Source organism: Arthrobacter sp. USHLN218 (assembly GCF_037144715.1).
Classification (GTDB): domain Bacteria; phylum Actinomycetota; class Actinomycetes; order Actinomycetales; family Micrococcaceae; genus Crystallibacter.
Map to the genome: position 1 here is coordinate 723,813 of NZ_JBBCYT010000001.1, position 14,474 is coordinate 738,286.

Sequence of the window (14,474 nt, forward strand, 5' to 3'; positions counted from 1 at the left end):
GCGACCGGCCTAGTCTGGCAGTACGGACGACGGCGGGAGGCGATCCATGGCGGACAGGCGACCGGGGCGCGTGCTCCAGGCCGGACATCGGCATCACGCCCGGGTGCTGGCGGCGGCCGCGGCCGCCGCGGCGCTGGTCCTCGGCGGCTGTTCCACCGTGGAGGTCGGGGCCTCCCCGGGCCAGTCGACCCGCCAGGCGCAGGACCGCGTCGTCCTGAAGCCAGGGGGAGCGGCACCCCAACTGATTGCCGGGACGGACGCCGAGGCGGCCCTCGCGGCCAGCCGCGCCCTCTTCGAATCCAGTCCCGTCGCGGTACTCGCGCCGCCCGAAGACCCCGCGGCCGTCAAGCAGGCCGCCGCGGAAGCGGTCAGCCTGGGCGTGCCGGTCCTGCTCGCGGCCGACGGGCTGCCGGCCGAGCTCGAACGGCTCGGGGTGCGCAGCGCCAAGGTCTTCGGCACGCCCGCAGAGAGTACGACGACGGCTGCGGGTTTGGGTGCCTCGCCTGCTGCCGGTGGGGAAGCGGCCCAAGGTCCGAGCCCCGCCGGAACGTCCGGAACGCGGGCATCCTCGGCGGCGCCAACGTCCGCGTGGTCCGCGCTGCTGCCCGGAATTGCGCTCCTCGGCCTGGACGACCGGGCGGAGCGTCCCGCCGGGGCCGGCGGAACGGCGCCCGGCTCCGTGCTGCTGGCTCCAGAAGCGGAAGGGGAGCTGCCGGCGGCGGTGGCTGTCGCGCGCGCTGCCGGTGCCCGCGTGCAGCAGGACCCGGCGGCGGACCCGCGCGAAGACCCGGAGACCATTGACTTCCTGCGGGCGGCACCGGACAACAACGTGATCGGGCTGGGCGCGGCCTTCGGGGACGCCGATGCGTTCGCCGCCCGTGCAGAGGCGGCCCTCACTGCGCCGGAGCTCCCGGGCGGGGGACTGCTCGCGTTCCCGACCCGGCGCATGGTGGCGCTCTACGGCCATCCGTCCGGCTCGGCGCTCGGCGCCTTGGGGGAGCAGGGCGTGCAGGCGGCGATCAAGCGGGCCAAGGAGCTCGCGAAGCAGTACCAGCCGTACAGCGACCAGCCAGTGCAGCCGGCCTTCGAGATCATCGCGACCGTCGCCACCGAGGCGGCCGGGGCGGACGGCGACTATTCGGCGGACTCGGATGTGCCTGAACTGCGCCGCTGGGTGGACGCGGCCGGCGAGGCGGGCGTTTACGTGGTGCTGGACCTGCAGCCGGGAACCACGGATTTCCTGACCCAGGCCAAGCGGTATGAAGAACTGCTGAAGCTGCCGCATGTCGGCCTGGCCCTCGACCCCGAGTGGCGGCTGCAGGAGGGGCAGCGGCACATGGAACAGATCGGCTCCGTGCCGGCGGCGGAGATCAACGAAGTCTCGGCCTGGCTGGCCGGCCTGACCCGCCGGAACAACCTGCCGCAGAAGGTGCTCATCCTGCACCAGTTCCAGCTGCGCATGATCGGCAACCGCGAAGACCTGGACATGTCGCACGAGGAACTCGCCGTCGTCGTGCACGCGGACGGTCACGGCACCCCGGAACAGAAGCTGGACACCTGGCGGTCCCTGCGGCAGGACCTGCCGGAGGGAACCTGGATGGGATGGAAGAACTTCTACGACGAGGACATGCCCGCTTTCACGCCCGAGCGGACGTACCTGGGCGTCAGTCCGGCGCCGTGGTTCGTGTCGTACCAGTGATTAATCCGGCGGTCCCCGGGGCGGGTAAGGTGTCCACCATGACTGTTTTTGCTGTGGAGTATGTCTACGCCGCCGACTCGGAAGCCGCCCGCGACGAGCACCGGCCGGCACACCGCGAATGGCTCAACGGCTTCGTTGCCGCCGGCCGGCTGCTGGCCTCCGGGCCCTATGCCGACGGCGCCGGCGCCCTGCTGATCTTTACGGCCCAGGACGAGGCCGGCCTGCTGCAGGAGCTGAAGCAGGACCCGTTCAACGTGCAGAACCTGGTCTCGGCGCTAAAGGTCACCGAGTGGCAGCCGGTTACGGGAGCGTTCGCCGACTACGCATGAGGTTTCCCACACGGCGCGCAATCGAAAGCCCGCGCCGCGAGGAGGATAATGAAACCTGATCAGCAACTGCCCCAAGGCTCATGGAGGATGCATTGACTTCGGTCAACCTAGGTATGCCGGCGGCGCCGCCGCCCGTTTTGGCTCCGCGGCGCAAGACCCGCCAGATCAAAGTCGGCTCGGTCGGAGTCGGGTCGGATTCGCCCGTCAGCGTCCAGTCCATGACCACCACTCCCACCACGGACATCAACGCGACGCTGCAGCAGATCGCCGAGCTGACCGCCGCCGGCTGCGATATTGTCCGTGTCGCCTGCCCGAGCGCGGACGACGCCGAGGCGCTGCCGATCATCGCCAAGAAGTCCCAGATCCCGGTCATCGCGGACATCCACTTCCAGCCCAAGTACGTGTTCGCCGCGATCGACGCCGGCTGTGCTGCCGTCCGCGTGAATCCCGGCAACATCCGCAAGTTCGATGACCAGGTCAAGGAGATCGCGGATGCGGCCAAGGCGGCCGGCACCTCGATCCGGATCGGCGTCAACGCCGGCTCGCTGGATCCCCGGCTGCTGCAGAAGTACGGCAAGGCCACTCCCGAGGCGCTCGTCGAATCCGCCGTCTGGGAGGCATCGCTCTTCGAGGAGCACGACTTCCATGACTTCAAGATTTCCGTCAAGCACAATGACCCGGTGGTCATGGTCCGCGCCTACGAGCTGCTGGCCGAGCGCGGGGACTGGCCGCTGCACCTGGGCGTGACCGAGGCCGGGCCGGCGTTCCAGGGCACCATCAAGTCCGCCACCGCCTTCGGCGCGCTGCTGTCCAAGGGCATCGGGGACACCATCCGCGTCTCGCTGTCGGCGCCGCCGGTGGAGGAAATCAAGGTCGGCCTGCAGATCCTGCAGTCGCTGAACCTGCGCGAGCGGAAGCTCGAAATCGTCTCGTGCCCCTCCTGCGGGCGGGCCCAGGTGGACGTCTACACCCTGGCGGACGAGGTGACTGCCGGGCTGGAAGGGATGGAGGTCCCGCTGCGCGTGGCCGTCATGGGCTGTGTCGTCAACGGTCCGGGCGAAGCCCGGGAAGCCGACCTCGGTGTGGCCTCCGGCAACGGCAAGGGCCAGATCTTCGTGAAGGGCGAAGTCATCAAGACTGTGCCCGAAGACCGGATTGTTGAGACACTCATCGAAGAAGCAATGAGAATTGCCGAGGAAATGGGGGACGCCGATGGCGAAGATGCTGTCCAGGGTAGCCCCGTGGTTACCGTCAGCTAGCAGGCAGCGGGACCGCACCGCCGGCGCTGCCCAGGCGGCCCCCGGCGAAACCGGCATCCGGGTCCTGGCCGACGAGGACACGTCGGCCCTGTGGGACGTGGTCAACCGCGATCCCGTGGGCAACGTGTTCCTCGCCGCCCACCTCGAGACCGCCAAGACCGCGCGGCCGACCGGCTCCGGAGCCGAGATCCTCGGCTATTTCACCCCCGAGGGGCTGACCGGGGCGTGCTGGGCCGGAGTCAACGTCGTCCCGACCGGCCTGAGCGCCGAGGAAGGCGCCCGCCTCGGCAGTTTCCTGGCCGCGGCGAACCGGCGCACGTCGTCGATCTTCGGGCCGGCCGAGGCGGTCATGGGCATCTGGTCGTCCTACCAGCAGACCGCCAGCCGGCCCTTCGACGTCCGCCCGCGGCAGCCGCTGATGGAACTGCGCGGCAAACCGGCCGTACCGGCTTCGCCCGACGTCAGGTTCTCCGAGCCGGAGGACCTGGACGTGCTGCTGCCGGCGTGTGTCGCCATGTTCGAAGAGGAAGTCGGCTACTCGCCGATGTCCGGAGGCGGCCAGCACTACCGCCAGCGCGTTCGCAGCCTGATCGGCAAGGGGCATTCGCTCATCCAGCGCGACGGCAACGGCGAGGTGGTCTTCAAAGCCGAACTGGGCAACGTCTCTACCGCGGCCGTGCAGCTGCAGGGCGTGTGGATGAATCCCAAGTACCGCGGCCGGGGGCTGGCCGCGCCGGCGCTGGCCGCCGTCGTCGAACTCTCCCGCCGGTTCGCACCGGTGGCGAGCCTCTACGTCAACGACTACAACCAACGGGCGATCCTGGCGTACGAGCGGGTCGGCTTCACCCGGGTCGGCACCTTCGCGACCGTGCTGTTCTGACGTCCCCGCGCCGGGCGGACAGGCCGCGTGCCGCCCGGTTCACGCCTGCGGGGTGAGGAACCGTAGGATGGGTAACTGATTCTTCCTCCCTGACCCAGAAACGGATTCCAAGCGTGGTCCTGCGACTTTCCACTCTGTTCCTGCGCACTTTGCGCGAAGACCCGGTTGACGCAGAGGTCGCCAGCCACAAGCTGCTGGTCCGCGCCGGCTACATCCGCCGGGCCGCCCCGGGGATCTACTCCTGGCTGCCGCTGGGCCTGAAGGTCCTGGGCAAGGTCGAGGCGATCGTGCGCGAGGAAATGAACTCGATCGGCGCGCAGGAAGTCCACTTCCCGGCACTGCTGCCGCGCGAACCGTACGAGGCGACGAACCGCTGGACCGAGTACGGCGAGGGGCTGTTCCGGCTGAAGGACCGCAAGGAGGCGGACTACCTGCTGGCGCCCACGCACGAGGAAATGTTCACGCTCCTGGTCAAGGACCTGTACTCCTCCTACAAGGACCTGCCGGTCTGCCTGTACCAGATCCAGACGAAGTACCGCGACGAGGCCCGCCCGCGGGCCGGCCTGCTGCGCGGCCGCGAGTTCATCATGAAGGACTCCTACTCCTTCGACATCGACGACGCCGGTCTGGACGCCAGCTACGCGGCGCACCGGGCCGCGTACCTGCGGATCTTCGACCGGCTCGGACTCGAAGTGATTCCGGTCAAGGCGACCGCGGGCGCCATGGGCGGCTCGAAGAGCGAGGAATTCCTGCATCCGACCGAGGTCGGCGAGGACACGTTCGTGCGCTCGGCCGGCGGCTATGCCGCCAACGTCGAGGCGGTCACCACCGTGGTGCCGCCGGCCATCGACTTCAGCGGAGCACCCGCGGCCGAGGTGAAGGACACCCCGGACACTCCGACCATCGAGACCCTCGTGGCCGCCGCCAACGAGATCGCGCCCCGGGCCGACCGGCCGTGGACCGCCGCTGACACGCTCAAGAACGTGGTGCTGGCCGCCACGCTGCCGACCGGGGAACGCCAGATCCTGGTGATCGGCGTCCCGGGCGACCGCGCGGTCGACCTCAAGCGCGTGGAGGCCAACATCGCGGGCTTCCTGCCGGTCGGCGGCGAAGTGGGCATCGAGCCGGCTACCGAAGACGACCTGAAGAAGCACCCGGGCCTGGTCAAGGGCTACATCGGACCGGGGGAGAGCCTTGACGCCGCTGTGCTGGGTACCGAGGGCAAGACCGGCCTGCTGTTCCTGGTGGATCCCCGCGTGGTCTCCGGCAGCAGCTGGATCACCGGTGCCAACCTCGACGGCAAGCACGTGTTCGGCCTCGTCGCCGGGCGCGACTTCGGCTGGGACGGCGTGATCGAGTCCGTCGAGGTGCGCGCGGGCGACCCCGCCCCGGACGGCTCCGGCGCGCTCGAGGCCGCCCGCGGCATCGAAATGGGACACATCTTCCAGCTCGGCCGGAAGTATGCGGAGGCGCTCGGCCTGCAGGTCCTGGACTCCAACGGCAAGCTCACCACCGTGACCATGGGTTCCTACGGCGTCGGCGTCACCCGCGCCGTGGCCGCGCTGGCCGAGTCCAACCATGACGGCAGGGGGCTGGTCTGGCCGCGGAACGTGGCACCGGCGGACGTGCACCTCGTGGCCACGGGCAAGGGCACGGAAATCTTCGAGGCGGCCGCCGAGCTCGCCGACGAATTCGAAGCCGCCGGCCTCGACGTCATCTATGACGACCGGCCCAAGGTCTCCCCGGGCGTGAAGTTCGGCGACGCCGAGCTGATCGGCGTGCCGACGATCGTGGTGGTCGGGCGCGGCCTGGCTGACGGCGTCGTCGAGGTGAAGGACCGCGCCACCGGCGAGGCGCAGAACATTCCGCTGGAGGACGCGGTCGCCTACGTGGCGGCGCTTACCGGGAAGTGATCTCCGGGCTCGAAGAGCTCGAGCTGGCGACGATCCTCCTGGTGGTCGTCGCCGGCTTCGCCGCGGGCTGGGTGGATGCCGTGGTCGGCGGCGGAGGGCTGATCCAGCTTCCCGCCCTGCTGCTGGTGCCCGGCATCAGCCCGGTCCAGGCGCTGGCCACGAACAAGATGGGCTCGATCTTCGGCACCACGACCAGCGCGGTGACGTACTACCGCCGGGCCCACCCGGACCTGAAGACGGCGCTGCCGATGGCCGGTGTGGCCCTGGCGGGCAGCTTCGCCGGGGCCATCGTCGCCACCGCGCTGCCGGCCGAGGTCTTCAAGCCGATCATCATCGTCGCGCTGATCGTCGTCGCCGTCTTCACTGCGCTCCGCCCCACCGCCGGGACCCTCACGAAGCTGCGTTACAGCGGCGTGCGGCACTTCGGCACCGCCGCCGGGATCGGGCTCGTCATCGGCTTCTATGACGGCCTGATCGGTCCGGGGACCGGTTCGTTCCTGATCATCGCGATGGTGGCCATCCTCGGCTACAACTTCCTGGCCGCCAGCGCCAAGGCCAAGATCGTCAACATGGCGACCAACGCCGGCGCCCTGATGTTCTTCCTTCCCAGCGGCGCCCTGCTGTGGGGCCTCGGCCTGCTGCTCGGCGTGGCCAACATGGCCGGCGGCTATGTCGGCGCCCGGATGGCGATCACCAAGGGCAGCCGGTTCATCCGGGTCGTGTTCCTGCTCGTTGTGGCCGCGCTGATTATCAAGCTCGGCTACGACGTGGTGCAGGAGAACGTGCTGGGCGGGTAGCTCCGCCGCGGCCGGCCCGTTGACTGCGGGCCCGGTTTGCAGCCCGCCCCGCGCGTCCGGCTCAGCCCTCGCCGCCGTCCTCGTCCAGACCCGGGGTGAGCGGCGGCCGGCCTCCGGTCGCGGCGAGCCGGAGCGCCGCCGCGGCAAGGTCGGCTGCCGCCGCTCCGCGCAGGGACCGGCTGAAGGCGACGGCGTCGGCCAACGCGGAGGCCGTGTCCTGTTCGGCTGCGGCCAGCGCCTCAAGCGGCTGCGCGGCCGGGTCGGCCGGGAACGGGTAGGCGGCCGCGCGCTCCGGCAGCCCGAGGCAGGCCGCGGCGGCGAGATCCTCCCACCGGCCCGCCAGCGCGCGGTGCACCGCGTAGCGTTCCTCGGCGGCGGCGCGTTCGTTGCCCGAGAGCCTGGGCAGCGCGGCTTCGTAGGTAAAGATCGTGCGGTATTCGGTGACGACGACGCCGGCCACGGCCTGCGCCTCGGTGCTCCCCTGGGTGCCAGGGGAGGTGGTGTCCACGGGCTGAGGCTCGGGGGCGGGGGAAGACGAGGAGGCTCCGCTCGCAGCGGGCGGACATTCCGGCGCGGCGGCCGTCGGGGGCGGCGTCCACCGTGCGGGAGGCTCGGTTTGGGGGTAGGCACCGTGCAGGGCGGTGGCCTGGCTGTAGACGGCGGCGCCGACGGAGGCGAGCAGCCGTGCCAGTCCCGGCTCGGCAGCCTGAGAGCCGTCGAGCAGGAGCCGGTACGTACCGGACAGCGCATCCAGTGCCTGCTGCGGGCTCGGCGCGGGTTCGCTCGTGGCCGGGCCGGACATGGCCGCGGGTTGCTCCCCGCCCTCGGACGGCACGGCCCCTGCGGACGGCCGCGCCTCGCCTGAGCCGTCCTGGGCCGCGGGGGAACCTGACGGCCAGGTGGTGACCAGGGGGAACAGCGCCGCCTGCCGGCGCAGGTCTTGGGCGAGGCGGGCGGCCAGCCGCGATCCGCCGTCGTTATTTTCGCCGTTCGCTGCGGCCAGCGCCTCCAGGCTGCCCGCGGCATCCAGCAGGCTGTCCTCCGCGTCCACGAGCAGTTGCTCGGTGGTGCTCAGGGGCGGCGGGCCGTCGTCGACCGGGGCCACAACGGTGCCCAGGCCGATGACCAGGGCGCCGGCCAGCAGCAGCAGGAGCGTGCGGCGCAGGAACCGCCCGGACTTCGCGGCGGCGGACGGTGCAGGAGACGGTTCCACAACAGTCGATGATGCCATGCCGCGCCGGGGCGGGCGTCAACGACTGCCCGGGAAAGTCGCTAGGCTAGTAGCTACAACATCATCTAGCGGGAGGCAGCAATGGCGGATCGGCCCGATCGCACCGGCGGGTTCCAGCCGGGGAATCCAACCGGCACCAATGCAGAGGCGGATCGCCTGAAGGAACTCGTAGCACCGGCCGTGGCCGCCAAGGAGCTCTACCTGGAGGATGTCGAGGTGCGAACCGCGGGCACCCAGCGCACCGTGCACGTCATCGTGGACCTGCCGGAGGACCGCGTGGGCGGTGTGGGACTGGACACCATCGCCGAGCTCTCGCAGGTGCTCTCCAAGATTCTTGACGAGGATCCGCACGATGCCGGCGACCCGTACGATCTTGAAGTGTCGTCGCCCGGCGTGAGCCGGCCGCTGACCGAGCCGCGGCACTGGCGGCGGAACCTCGGCCGGCTGGTGCGTGCCAAGGTGATCGACGGCGAGGACGTGACCGGGCGCCTGCTGGAGGTCCGGGAAGACGGCGTCACCCTCCGCCCGCAGCTGGCGGTCCGGAAGGGAATGAAGCCAAAGGAAGGCGACCCCGTGGAGCTGGCCTTCGGCAACATCCGCAGCGGGAAAGTGGAAATAGAATTCACCCAGCTGGACGAAGAACTGGCCGCGGCTGAGCAGCGCGGCGAACTTGAGAATGAGGAAGACTGACATGGATATCGACATGAGCGCCCTGCGGCTGCTGGAACGCGAACGCGAAATCCCCTTGGATCTGCTCATTCCGACGATCGAGCAGGCGCTGCTGGTGGCGTACCACAAGACGCCCGGCTCCATCGAGAAGGCCCGGGCCGAACTGGACCGGAAGAGCGGACACGTGACCATCTGGGCCGCCGAGGTCGACGAGGACGGCGAGGTCGTCGGCGAGTTCGACGACACGCCCAACGGCTTCGGCCGCATCGCGGCATCGACCGCCCGGCAGATCATCCTGCAGCGCCTGCGCGATGCCGAGGATGACAACGTGCTCGGCGTCTTCCGCGGCAAGGAAGGCGAGCTGGTCTCCGGCGTCATCCAGCAGGGGCACAACCCGAACATGGTGCAGGTGGACCTGGGCACGGTCGAAGCTCTGCTGCCGCCGCCCGAGCAGGTGCCGGGGGAGAGCTATCCGCACGGCGCGCGCCTGAGGGCCTACGTGGTGGACGTCCACCGCGGCCTGAAGGGCCCGTCGATCACGCTCTCCCGTTCGCATCCGGGCCTGGTGCGCAAGCTCTTCGAACTTGAGGTTCCGGAGATCGCGGACCGCAGCGTCGAGATCGTGGCGCTGGCGCGCGAGGCCGGGCACCGGACCAAGATCGCCGTCAAGGCGAACGTGCCGGGCCTGAACGCCAAGGGCGCCTGCATCGGCGAGATGGGTTCGCGGGTGCGCGCGGTCATGACCGAGCTGCATGACGAGAAGATCGACATCGTGGACTTCAGCGAGGACCCGGCGACCTTCATCGGCAACGCGCTGTCGCCGTCGCGCGTCACCTCCGTCACCATCACGGACACGGATGCCCGCTCGGCCCGCGTGGTGGTGCCGGACTACCAGCTGTCGCTGGCCATCGGCAAGGAGGGCCAGAACGCCCGCCTCGCGGCCAAGCTGACCGGCTGGCGGATCGACATCGTCTCGGATGCGGTGGCCGTCCAATAGCCTCCCTGTCCGATTTGACCGGCCCGGTTCGTGGCCGGCTTGCCGAAAGCGCTAGAATGAATACGGTCCGGTCTCCCCGGAAGCCTCCGCAGCGTACCTGCATTGGCTGCCGGAAGCAGGATGACCAGTCCGGCCTGCTGCGTTTGGCCATCGCGCCGGACGGCCCTGGTGCCGTCGTCGTCGATCTCCACCGCCGCTTGCCCGGGAGGGGTGCCTGGTTGCACCCGGATTCCGCGTGCATGGCCTTGGCTTTGAAGCGGCGTGCCTTTAACCGAGCCTTTAGGGGTAAAGTTGATAGCCGCGCCGTTGAAAGCTACTTCAGCGCGCGAACAACCGTCCAACCTGAAAGCGGGTCAGAAAACTGATGGAAACCCGATGAGTGCCAAGCGATGAGTGCCCAACGATGACTTATCTGTTGTGCACTGCTCACGGTCGTTCTCCGCAGCACCCCATGTGCGGTGCGGGAGACCGCAGCAAGAAATAGACGGTTCGTACCTGGCTCGGTGCGGACCGAGACAGGAGAAATGTGGCCAAGGTCCGCGTACACGAGCTCGCGAAAGAGCTCGGTATTACCTCTAAAGATGCAGTTGCCAAACTGCAGGAACTGGGCGAATTCGTCCGGTCCGCCTCGTCGACTATCGAGGCACCCGTAGTCAAGAAGCTTCGTGATGCCTACCCGGCCGCCGGTGCAAAGGGCGCCGCGGCGCCCTCCGGCCGGCCAGCGCCTGCCGGACGTCCGGCTCCCGGGCCCAAGCCCGGTGCCGCTCCCTCGCCGCGTCCGGGCGCCAAGCCCTCGCCGGCTCCGCAGGCCCCGGCGGCTTCCACGCCGGCCGAAACTGCGGCGCCGTCCGCTCCCTCGGTACCGGCCGAACCGCAGGCACCTGCGGCCCAGGCCGCACCGTCCGCTCCGGCCGCTGCGTCAGCTTCGGCCCCGGCTGAAACCCCGGCTGCACCGAAGCCCGGTTCCGCCGCCCCGCGTCCCGGCGCACCGCGGCCTTCCGGTCCCCGCCCGGGCAACAACCCCTTCGCCACGTCCCAGGGCATGCCCCGGGGTGGCCGCGACCGCGATTCCGATCGTGCTCCGCGTCCGGGCAACAACCCCTTCGCCACGTCCCAGGGCATGCCCCGGGGCGGCCGCGACGGCGCGCCCCGTCCGGCTGCCGGCCAGGGCGGTCCGCGTCCCGCAGCCGGCCAGGGCGGTCCCCGTCCGGGTGCACCGCGGCCCGGTGCACCCCGTCCCGGAGCGCCCCGTCCGGGCGCACCCCGCCCCGGCGCCCCGCGGCCCGGCGGCGGTCCCGGTGGCGCACGTCCGACTCCGGGCATGATGCCTAACCGCACCGAGCGTCCGGCACCCGCCGGCCGCTCCGGCGGTCCCGGTCGCCCGGGTGCTCCCGGCCGTCCGGGTGGTGCCCCGGGCGGCGCTCCGGCCGGAGGCGGCTTCGGCAAGGGCGGCCGCGGACGCGGCGGCACGCAGGGCGCCTTCGGCAAGGGTGGCGCCGGCCGCGGCAAGCAGCGTAAGTCGAAGCGCGCGAAGCGCCAGGAACTGGAGCAGATGAGCGCACCGTCGCTGGGCGGCGTGAGCGTTCCCCGCGGCGATGGCAACACGGTTGTCCGCCTGCGCCGCGGCTCCTCCATCACGGATTTCGCCGACAAGATCGAGGCGAACCCGGCCGCACTGGTGACCGTCCTGTTCCACCTCGGTGAGATGGCCACGGCCACCCAGTCCCTGGACGAGGCGACCTTCGAGGTCCTCGGCGCGGAACTGGGCTACAAGATCCAGGTCGTTTCCCCCGAGGACGAGGAGCGCGAGCTGCTCGATTCGTTCGACATCGACCTCGAGGCCGAACTTGAGGCCGAGGGCGACGAGGACCTGGAGAAGCGTCCGGCCGTCGTGACCGTCATGGGCCACGTCGACCACGGTAAGACCCGCCTGCTCGACGCCATCCGGCACTCGAACGTTGTCGAGGGCGAGCACGGTGGCATCACCCAGCACATCGGTGCCTACCAGATCGGTTTCGACCACGATGGCCGGCAGCGCCGGATCACCTTCATCGATACCCCGGGCCACGAGGCGTTCACCGCCATGCGTGCCCGTGGTGCGAAGGTCACCGACATCGCCATCCTGGTGGTCGCCGCGGACGACGGCGTCATGCCGCAGACCGTGGAGGCGCTGAACCACGCGCAGGCCGCCGGCGTGCCGATCGTGGTGGCCGTGAACAAGATCGATAAGGAAGGCGCGAACCCGGACAAGATCCGCGGCCAGCTGACCGAGTACGGCCTGGTACCCGAGGAGTACGGCGGCGACACCATGTTCGTCGACGTCTCCGCACGCCAGAACCTCAACATCGACGACCTGCTCTCGGCAGTCCTGCTGACCGCGGACGCGGCGCTGGACCTGCGGGCCAACCCCAACAAGGACGCCCGCGGCATCGCCATCGAAGCGAACCTGGACAAGGGCCGCGGCGCGGTCGCTACCGTGCTGGTCCAGTCCGGAACGCTGAAGGTGGGCGACACGATCGTGGCCGGCATTGCGCACGGCCGCGTGCGTGCCATGTTCGACGAGAACGGCGACCAGGTCGAGGCGGCTTCGCCGTCGCGTCCGGTGCAGGTCCTGGGCCTGTCCACGGTGCCGCGCGCCGGTGACACCTTCCTGGTGACCGACGACGAGCGTACCGCCCGCCAGATCGCCGAGAAGCGCGAAGCTGCGGACCGCAACGCCGCGCTGGCCAAGCGCCGCAAGCGCATCAGCCTCGAGGACTTCGACAAGGCCGTGGCCGAGGGCAAGGTTGACACCCTCAACCTCATCCTCAAGGGCGACGTGTCCGGTGCCGTCGAAGCGCTGGAGGACTCGCTGCTCAAGATCGATGTCGGCGAAGATGTCCAGCTGCGCGTTATCCACCGCGGTGTCGGTGCGATCACGCAGAACGACGTCAACCTGGCGACCGTGGACAACGCGATCATCATCGGCTTCAACGTCAAGCCGGCCGAGCGCGTGGCCGAACTGGCCGACCGCGAAGGCGTCGACATGCGCTTCTACTCGGTCATCTACGCCGCAATCGATGACATCGAACTGGCGCTGAAGGGCATGCTGAAGCCGGAGTACGAGGAAGCGCAGCTCGGCACCGCCGAGATCCGCGAGATCTTCCGTTCCTCCAAGTTCGGCAACATCGCCGGCTCGATTGTCCGCTCGGGCACGATCCGCCGTAACTCCAAGGCGCGCGTCTCCCGCGACGGCAACATCATCGGCGAGAACCTCACCGTTGAGTCGCTCAAGCGGTTCAAGGACGATGCGACCGAGGTCCGCGAGGGCTTCGAGTGCGGCATCGGCCTGGGGTCGTTCAACGACCTCAAGGAAGGCGACATCATCGAGACCTACGAGATGCGCGAGAAGCCGCGCGTCTAGTCAGTTCTCCCGGGCGGGCGCCTGGACCGGCCGCAAAGCCGGCCAGGCGTCCGCCCCTTAACCACCCGACATGAGGAGGGGACCCATGGCTGATCCAGCCCGCGCAGCCAAGCTGGCTGACCGGATCAAGGTCGTCGTAGCACAGGCGCTGGACCGCAGGGTGAAGGATCCGCGGCTCGGCTTCGTCACCATCACCGACGCCCGCGTCACCAGCGACCTGCAGCACGCCACGCTGTACTACACCGTCTTCGGCGACGAGGCCCAGCAGAGCGACACCCGCAAGGCCCTCGAGTCTGCCAAGGGCATCCTCCGCTCGGAGGTCGGCAAGAACATTACGGCCCGGCTGACGCCGACCCTGGAGTTCGTGCCGGACGAGATCCCGGTCAACGCCAGCAACCTGGAGGAACTCCTGCGGACGGCCAAGGCCCGGGATGCCGAGGTGGCCGCCCTTGCCGAGGGTGCGACCTTCGCCGGGGACTCCGATCCCTACCGCAAGGATGAAGAGGACGACGACGAGGAAGACTTCGCGGCCGATCCCGACGAGCGCGACGGCACCCGCTGATCCCGTCGAGCTGACCTAACCCCGTGGGGCCGGTGCAGCACCTGCCCCCGCCGGAGGAGACTCCGGTAGCGCCCGGACTGTGGCGAAGAGCGTGTTTGCGCTCTCCACAGTGCCGGGCACTGTCCTTTAATGACGGCTTTGATGACTGCTTTGATGACGGCACGGCGTTCCGGCACAGGATGGTGCAGTAGGGTCGAGCTATTCCCGGCAGCGGGAGCTGCCAACGACCGAAGCAGTGTCCTCGAACCAAGGTGGTGCCATGGACGACAAGATCGCCGAATACCTGACCCAGGCTGTGGAATTGGCAGTCAGGAACGTCGACGCCCAGGGCGGCCCCTTCGGCGCCATCGTTGTCGCTGCGGACGGCCGGGTTTTCGAAGGCACCAACCGGGTTACCGCAAGCAACGACCCGACCGCCCACGCGGAAGTCGTGGCCATCCGGCGCGCCTGCCAGGAGCTTGGGACGTTCAACCTGGCCGGCGCCTCGCTGTACAGCAGCTGCGAGCCCTGCCCGCTCTGCCTCTCCGCCGCGCTGTGGTCCAGGCTGGACCGGGTGTATTTCGCCGCCGACCGCCATGACGCGGCACGGGCAGGTTTCGACGACGCCGCCTTCTACGACTACATCATGGGACGGGGCCAGGAAGCGCTGATGCCGGTCTCCCAGATCACGGTGCCGACGTCGCAGGAGCCCTTCCGCAGCTGGGAACAACTGGACGCGAAGACCGAGTACTGAGA

13 protein-coding genes are annotated in these 14,474 nt (G+C 69.6%); 12 read left to right on the forward strand and 1 reads right to left on the reverse strand.

Going from position 1 to position 14,474, the window contains the following annotated elements:
• Window positions 1-46 precede the first annotated feature (46 nt).
• The 6 genes from WFH44_RS03165 (at window position 47) to WFH44_RS03190 (ending at window position 6,877) form a co-directional block, all read left to right on the forward strand.
• The gene (locus WFH44_RS03165; RefSeq protein ID WP_336711654.1) at window positions 47-1,699 is read left to right on the forward strand and encodes a hypothetical protein; all 1,653 of its coding nucleotides are present in this window, start codon (window positions 47-49) and stop codon (window positions 1,697-1,699) included.
• A 38-nt stretch (window positions 1,700-1,737) separates the two neighbouring features.
• Window positions 1,738-2,028, forward strand: a complete 291-nt coding sequence (locus WFH44_RS03170; protein WP_336711656.1) for a YciI family protein — start codon at window positions 1,738-1,740, stop codon at window positions 2,026-2,028.
• A gap of 92 nt (window positions 2,029-2,120) precedes the next feature.
• Window positions 2,121-3,287 carry a flavodoxin-dependent (E)-4-hydroxy-3-methylbut-2-enyl-diphosphate synthase gene (gene ispG / locus WFH44_RS03175; protein ID WP_262104112.1) on the forward strand — a complete coding sequence of 389 codons (1,167 nt, stop codon included), beginning with the start codon at window positions 2,121-2,123 and terminating at the stop codon, window positions 3,285-3,287.
• Window positions 3,241-4,167, forward strand: a complete 927-nt coding sequence (locus WFH44_RS03180) for a GNAT family N-acetyltransferase (protein ID WP_336711657.1) — start codon at window positions 3,241-3,243, stop codon at window positions 4,165-4,167. Before ispG ends, WFH44_RS03180 begins: the two co-directional genes overlap by 47 nt.
• Window positions 4,168-4,280: 113 nt before the next feature.
• A complete protein-coding gene (locus WFH44_RS03185; RefSeq protein ID WP_336711659.1) occupies window positions 4,281-6,080 on the forward strand; it encodes a proline--tRNA ligase in 1,800 nt (599 codons plus the stop codon).
• Complete coding sequence (locus WFH44_RS03190) at window positions 6,077-6,877, forward strand: sulfite exporter TauE/SafE family protein (RefSeq protein WP_336711660.1); 801 nt, start codon at window positions 6,077-6,079, stop codon at window positions 6,875-6,877. The genes WFH44_RS03185 and WFH44_RS03190 overlap by 4 nt, the downstream gene beginning before the upstream one ends.
• A 61-nt stretch (window positions 6,878-6,938) precedes the next feature.
• On the opposite strand, the gene WFH44_RS03195 is transcribed toward WFH44_RS03190, so the two are convergent.
• The gene (locus tag WFH44_RS03195; RefSeq protein WP_336711661.1) at window positions 6,939-8,090 is read right to left on the reverse strand and encodes a DUF4439 domain-containing protein; all 1,152 of its coding nucleotides are present in this window, start codon (window positions 8,088-8,090) and stop codon (window positions 6,939-6,941) included.
• 99 nt (window positions 8,091-8,189) lie between these two features.
• On the opposite strand from WFH44_RS03195, the gene rimP reads away from it, so the two are divergent.
• The 6 genes from rimP to WFH44_RS03225 all read left to right on the forward strand — a co-directional run bounded on the left by rimP (window position 8,190) and on the right by WFH44_RS03225 (window position 14,472).
• On the forward strand, window positions 8,190-8,798 hold the full coding sequence (gene rimP / locus WFH44_RS03200; protein WP_336711663.1) for a ribosome maturation factor RimP: 609 nt from the start codon (window positions 8,190-8,192) through the stop codon (window positions 8,796-8,798).
• Between the two features lies 1 nt (window position 8,799).
• Window positions 8,800-9,774, forward strand: coding sequence for a transcription termination factor NusA (gene nusA, locus WFH44_RS03205; RefSeq protein ID WP_336711664.1), 975 nt, complete (start codon window positions 8,800-8,802; stop codon window positions 9,772-9,774).
• Window positions 9,775-9,830: 56 nt separating this feature from the next.
• The gene (locus tag WFH44_RS03210; RefSeq protein WP_336711665.1) at window positions 9,831-10,139 is read left to right on the forward strand and encodes a YlxR family protein; all 309 of its coding nucleotides are present in this window, start codon (window positions 9,831-9,833) and stop codon (window positions 10,137-10,139) included.
• 161 nt (window positions 10,140-10,300) lie between these two features.
• Window positions 10,301-13,177 carry a translation initiation factor IF-2 gene (gene infB, locus WFH44_RS03215; RefSeq protein WP_336711667.1) on the forward strand — a complete coding sequence of 959 codons (2,877 nt, stop codon included), beginning with the start codon at window positions 10,301-10,303 and terminating at the stop codon, window positions 13,175-13,177.
• Between the two features lie 85 nt (window positions 13,178-13,262).
• Window positions 13,263-13,739 carry a 30S ribosome-binding factor RbfA gene (gene rbfA / locus WFH44_RS03220; RefSeq protein WP_336711668.1) on the forward strand — a complete coding sequence of 159 codons (477 nt, stop codon included), beginning with the start codon at window positions 13,263-13,265 and terminating at the stop codon, window positions 13,737-13,739.
• 259 nt (window positions 13,740-13,998) lie between these two features.
• Window positions 13,999-14,472 (forward strand): nucleoside deaminase, encoded by a 474-nt coding sequence (locus WFH44_RS03225; protein WP_336711669.1) that lies wholly within the window; start codon window positions 13,999-14,001, stop codon window positions 14,470-14,472.
• Window positions 14,473-14,474: the final 2 nt, after the last annotated feature.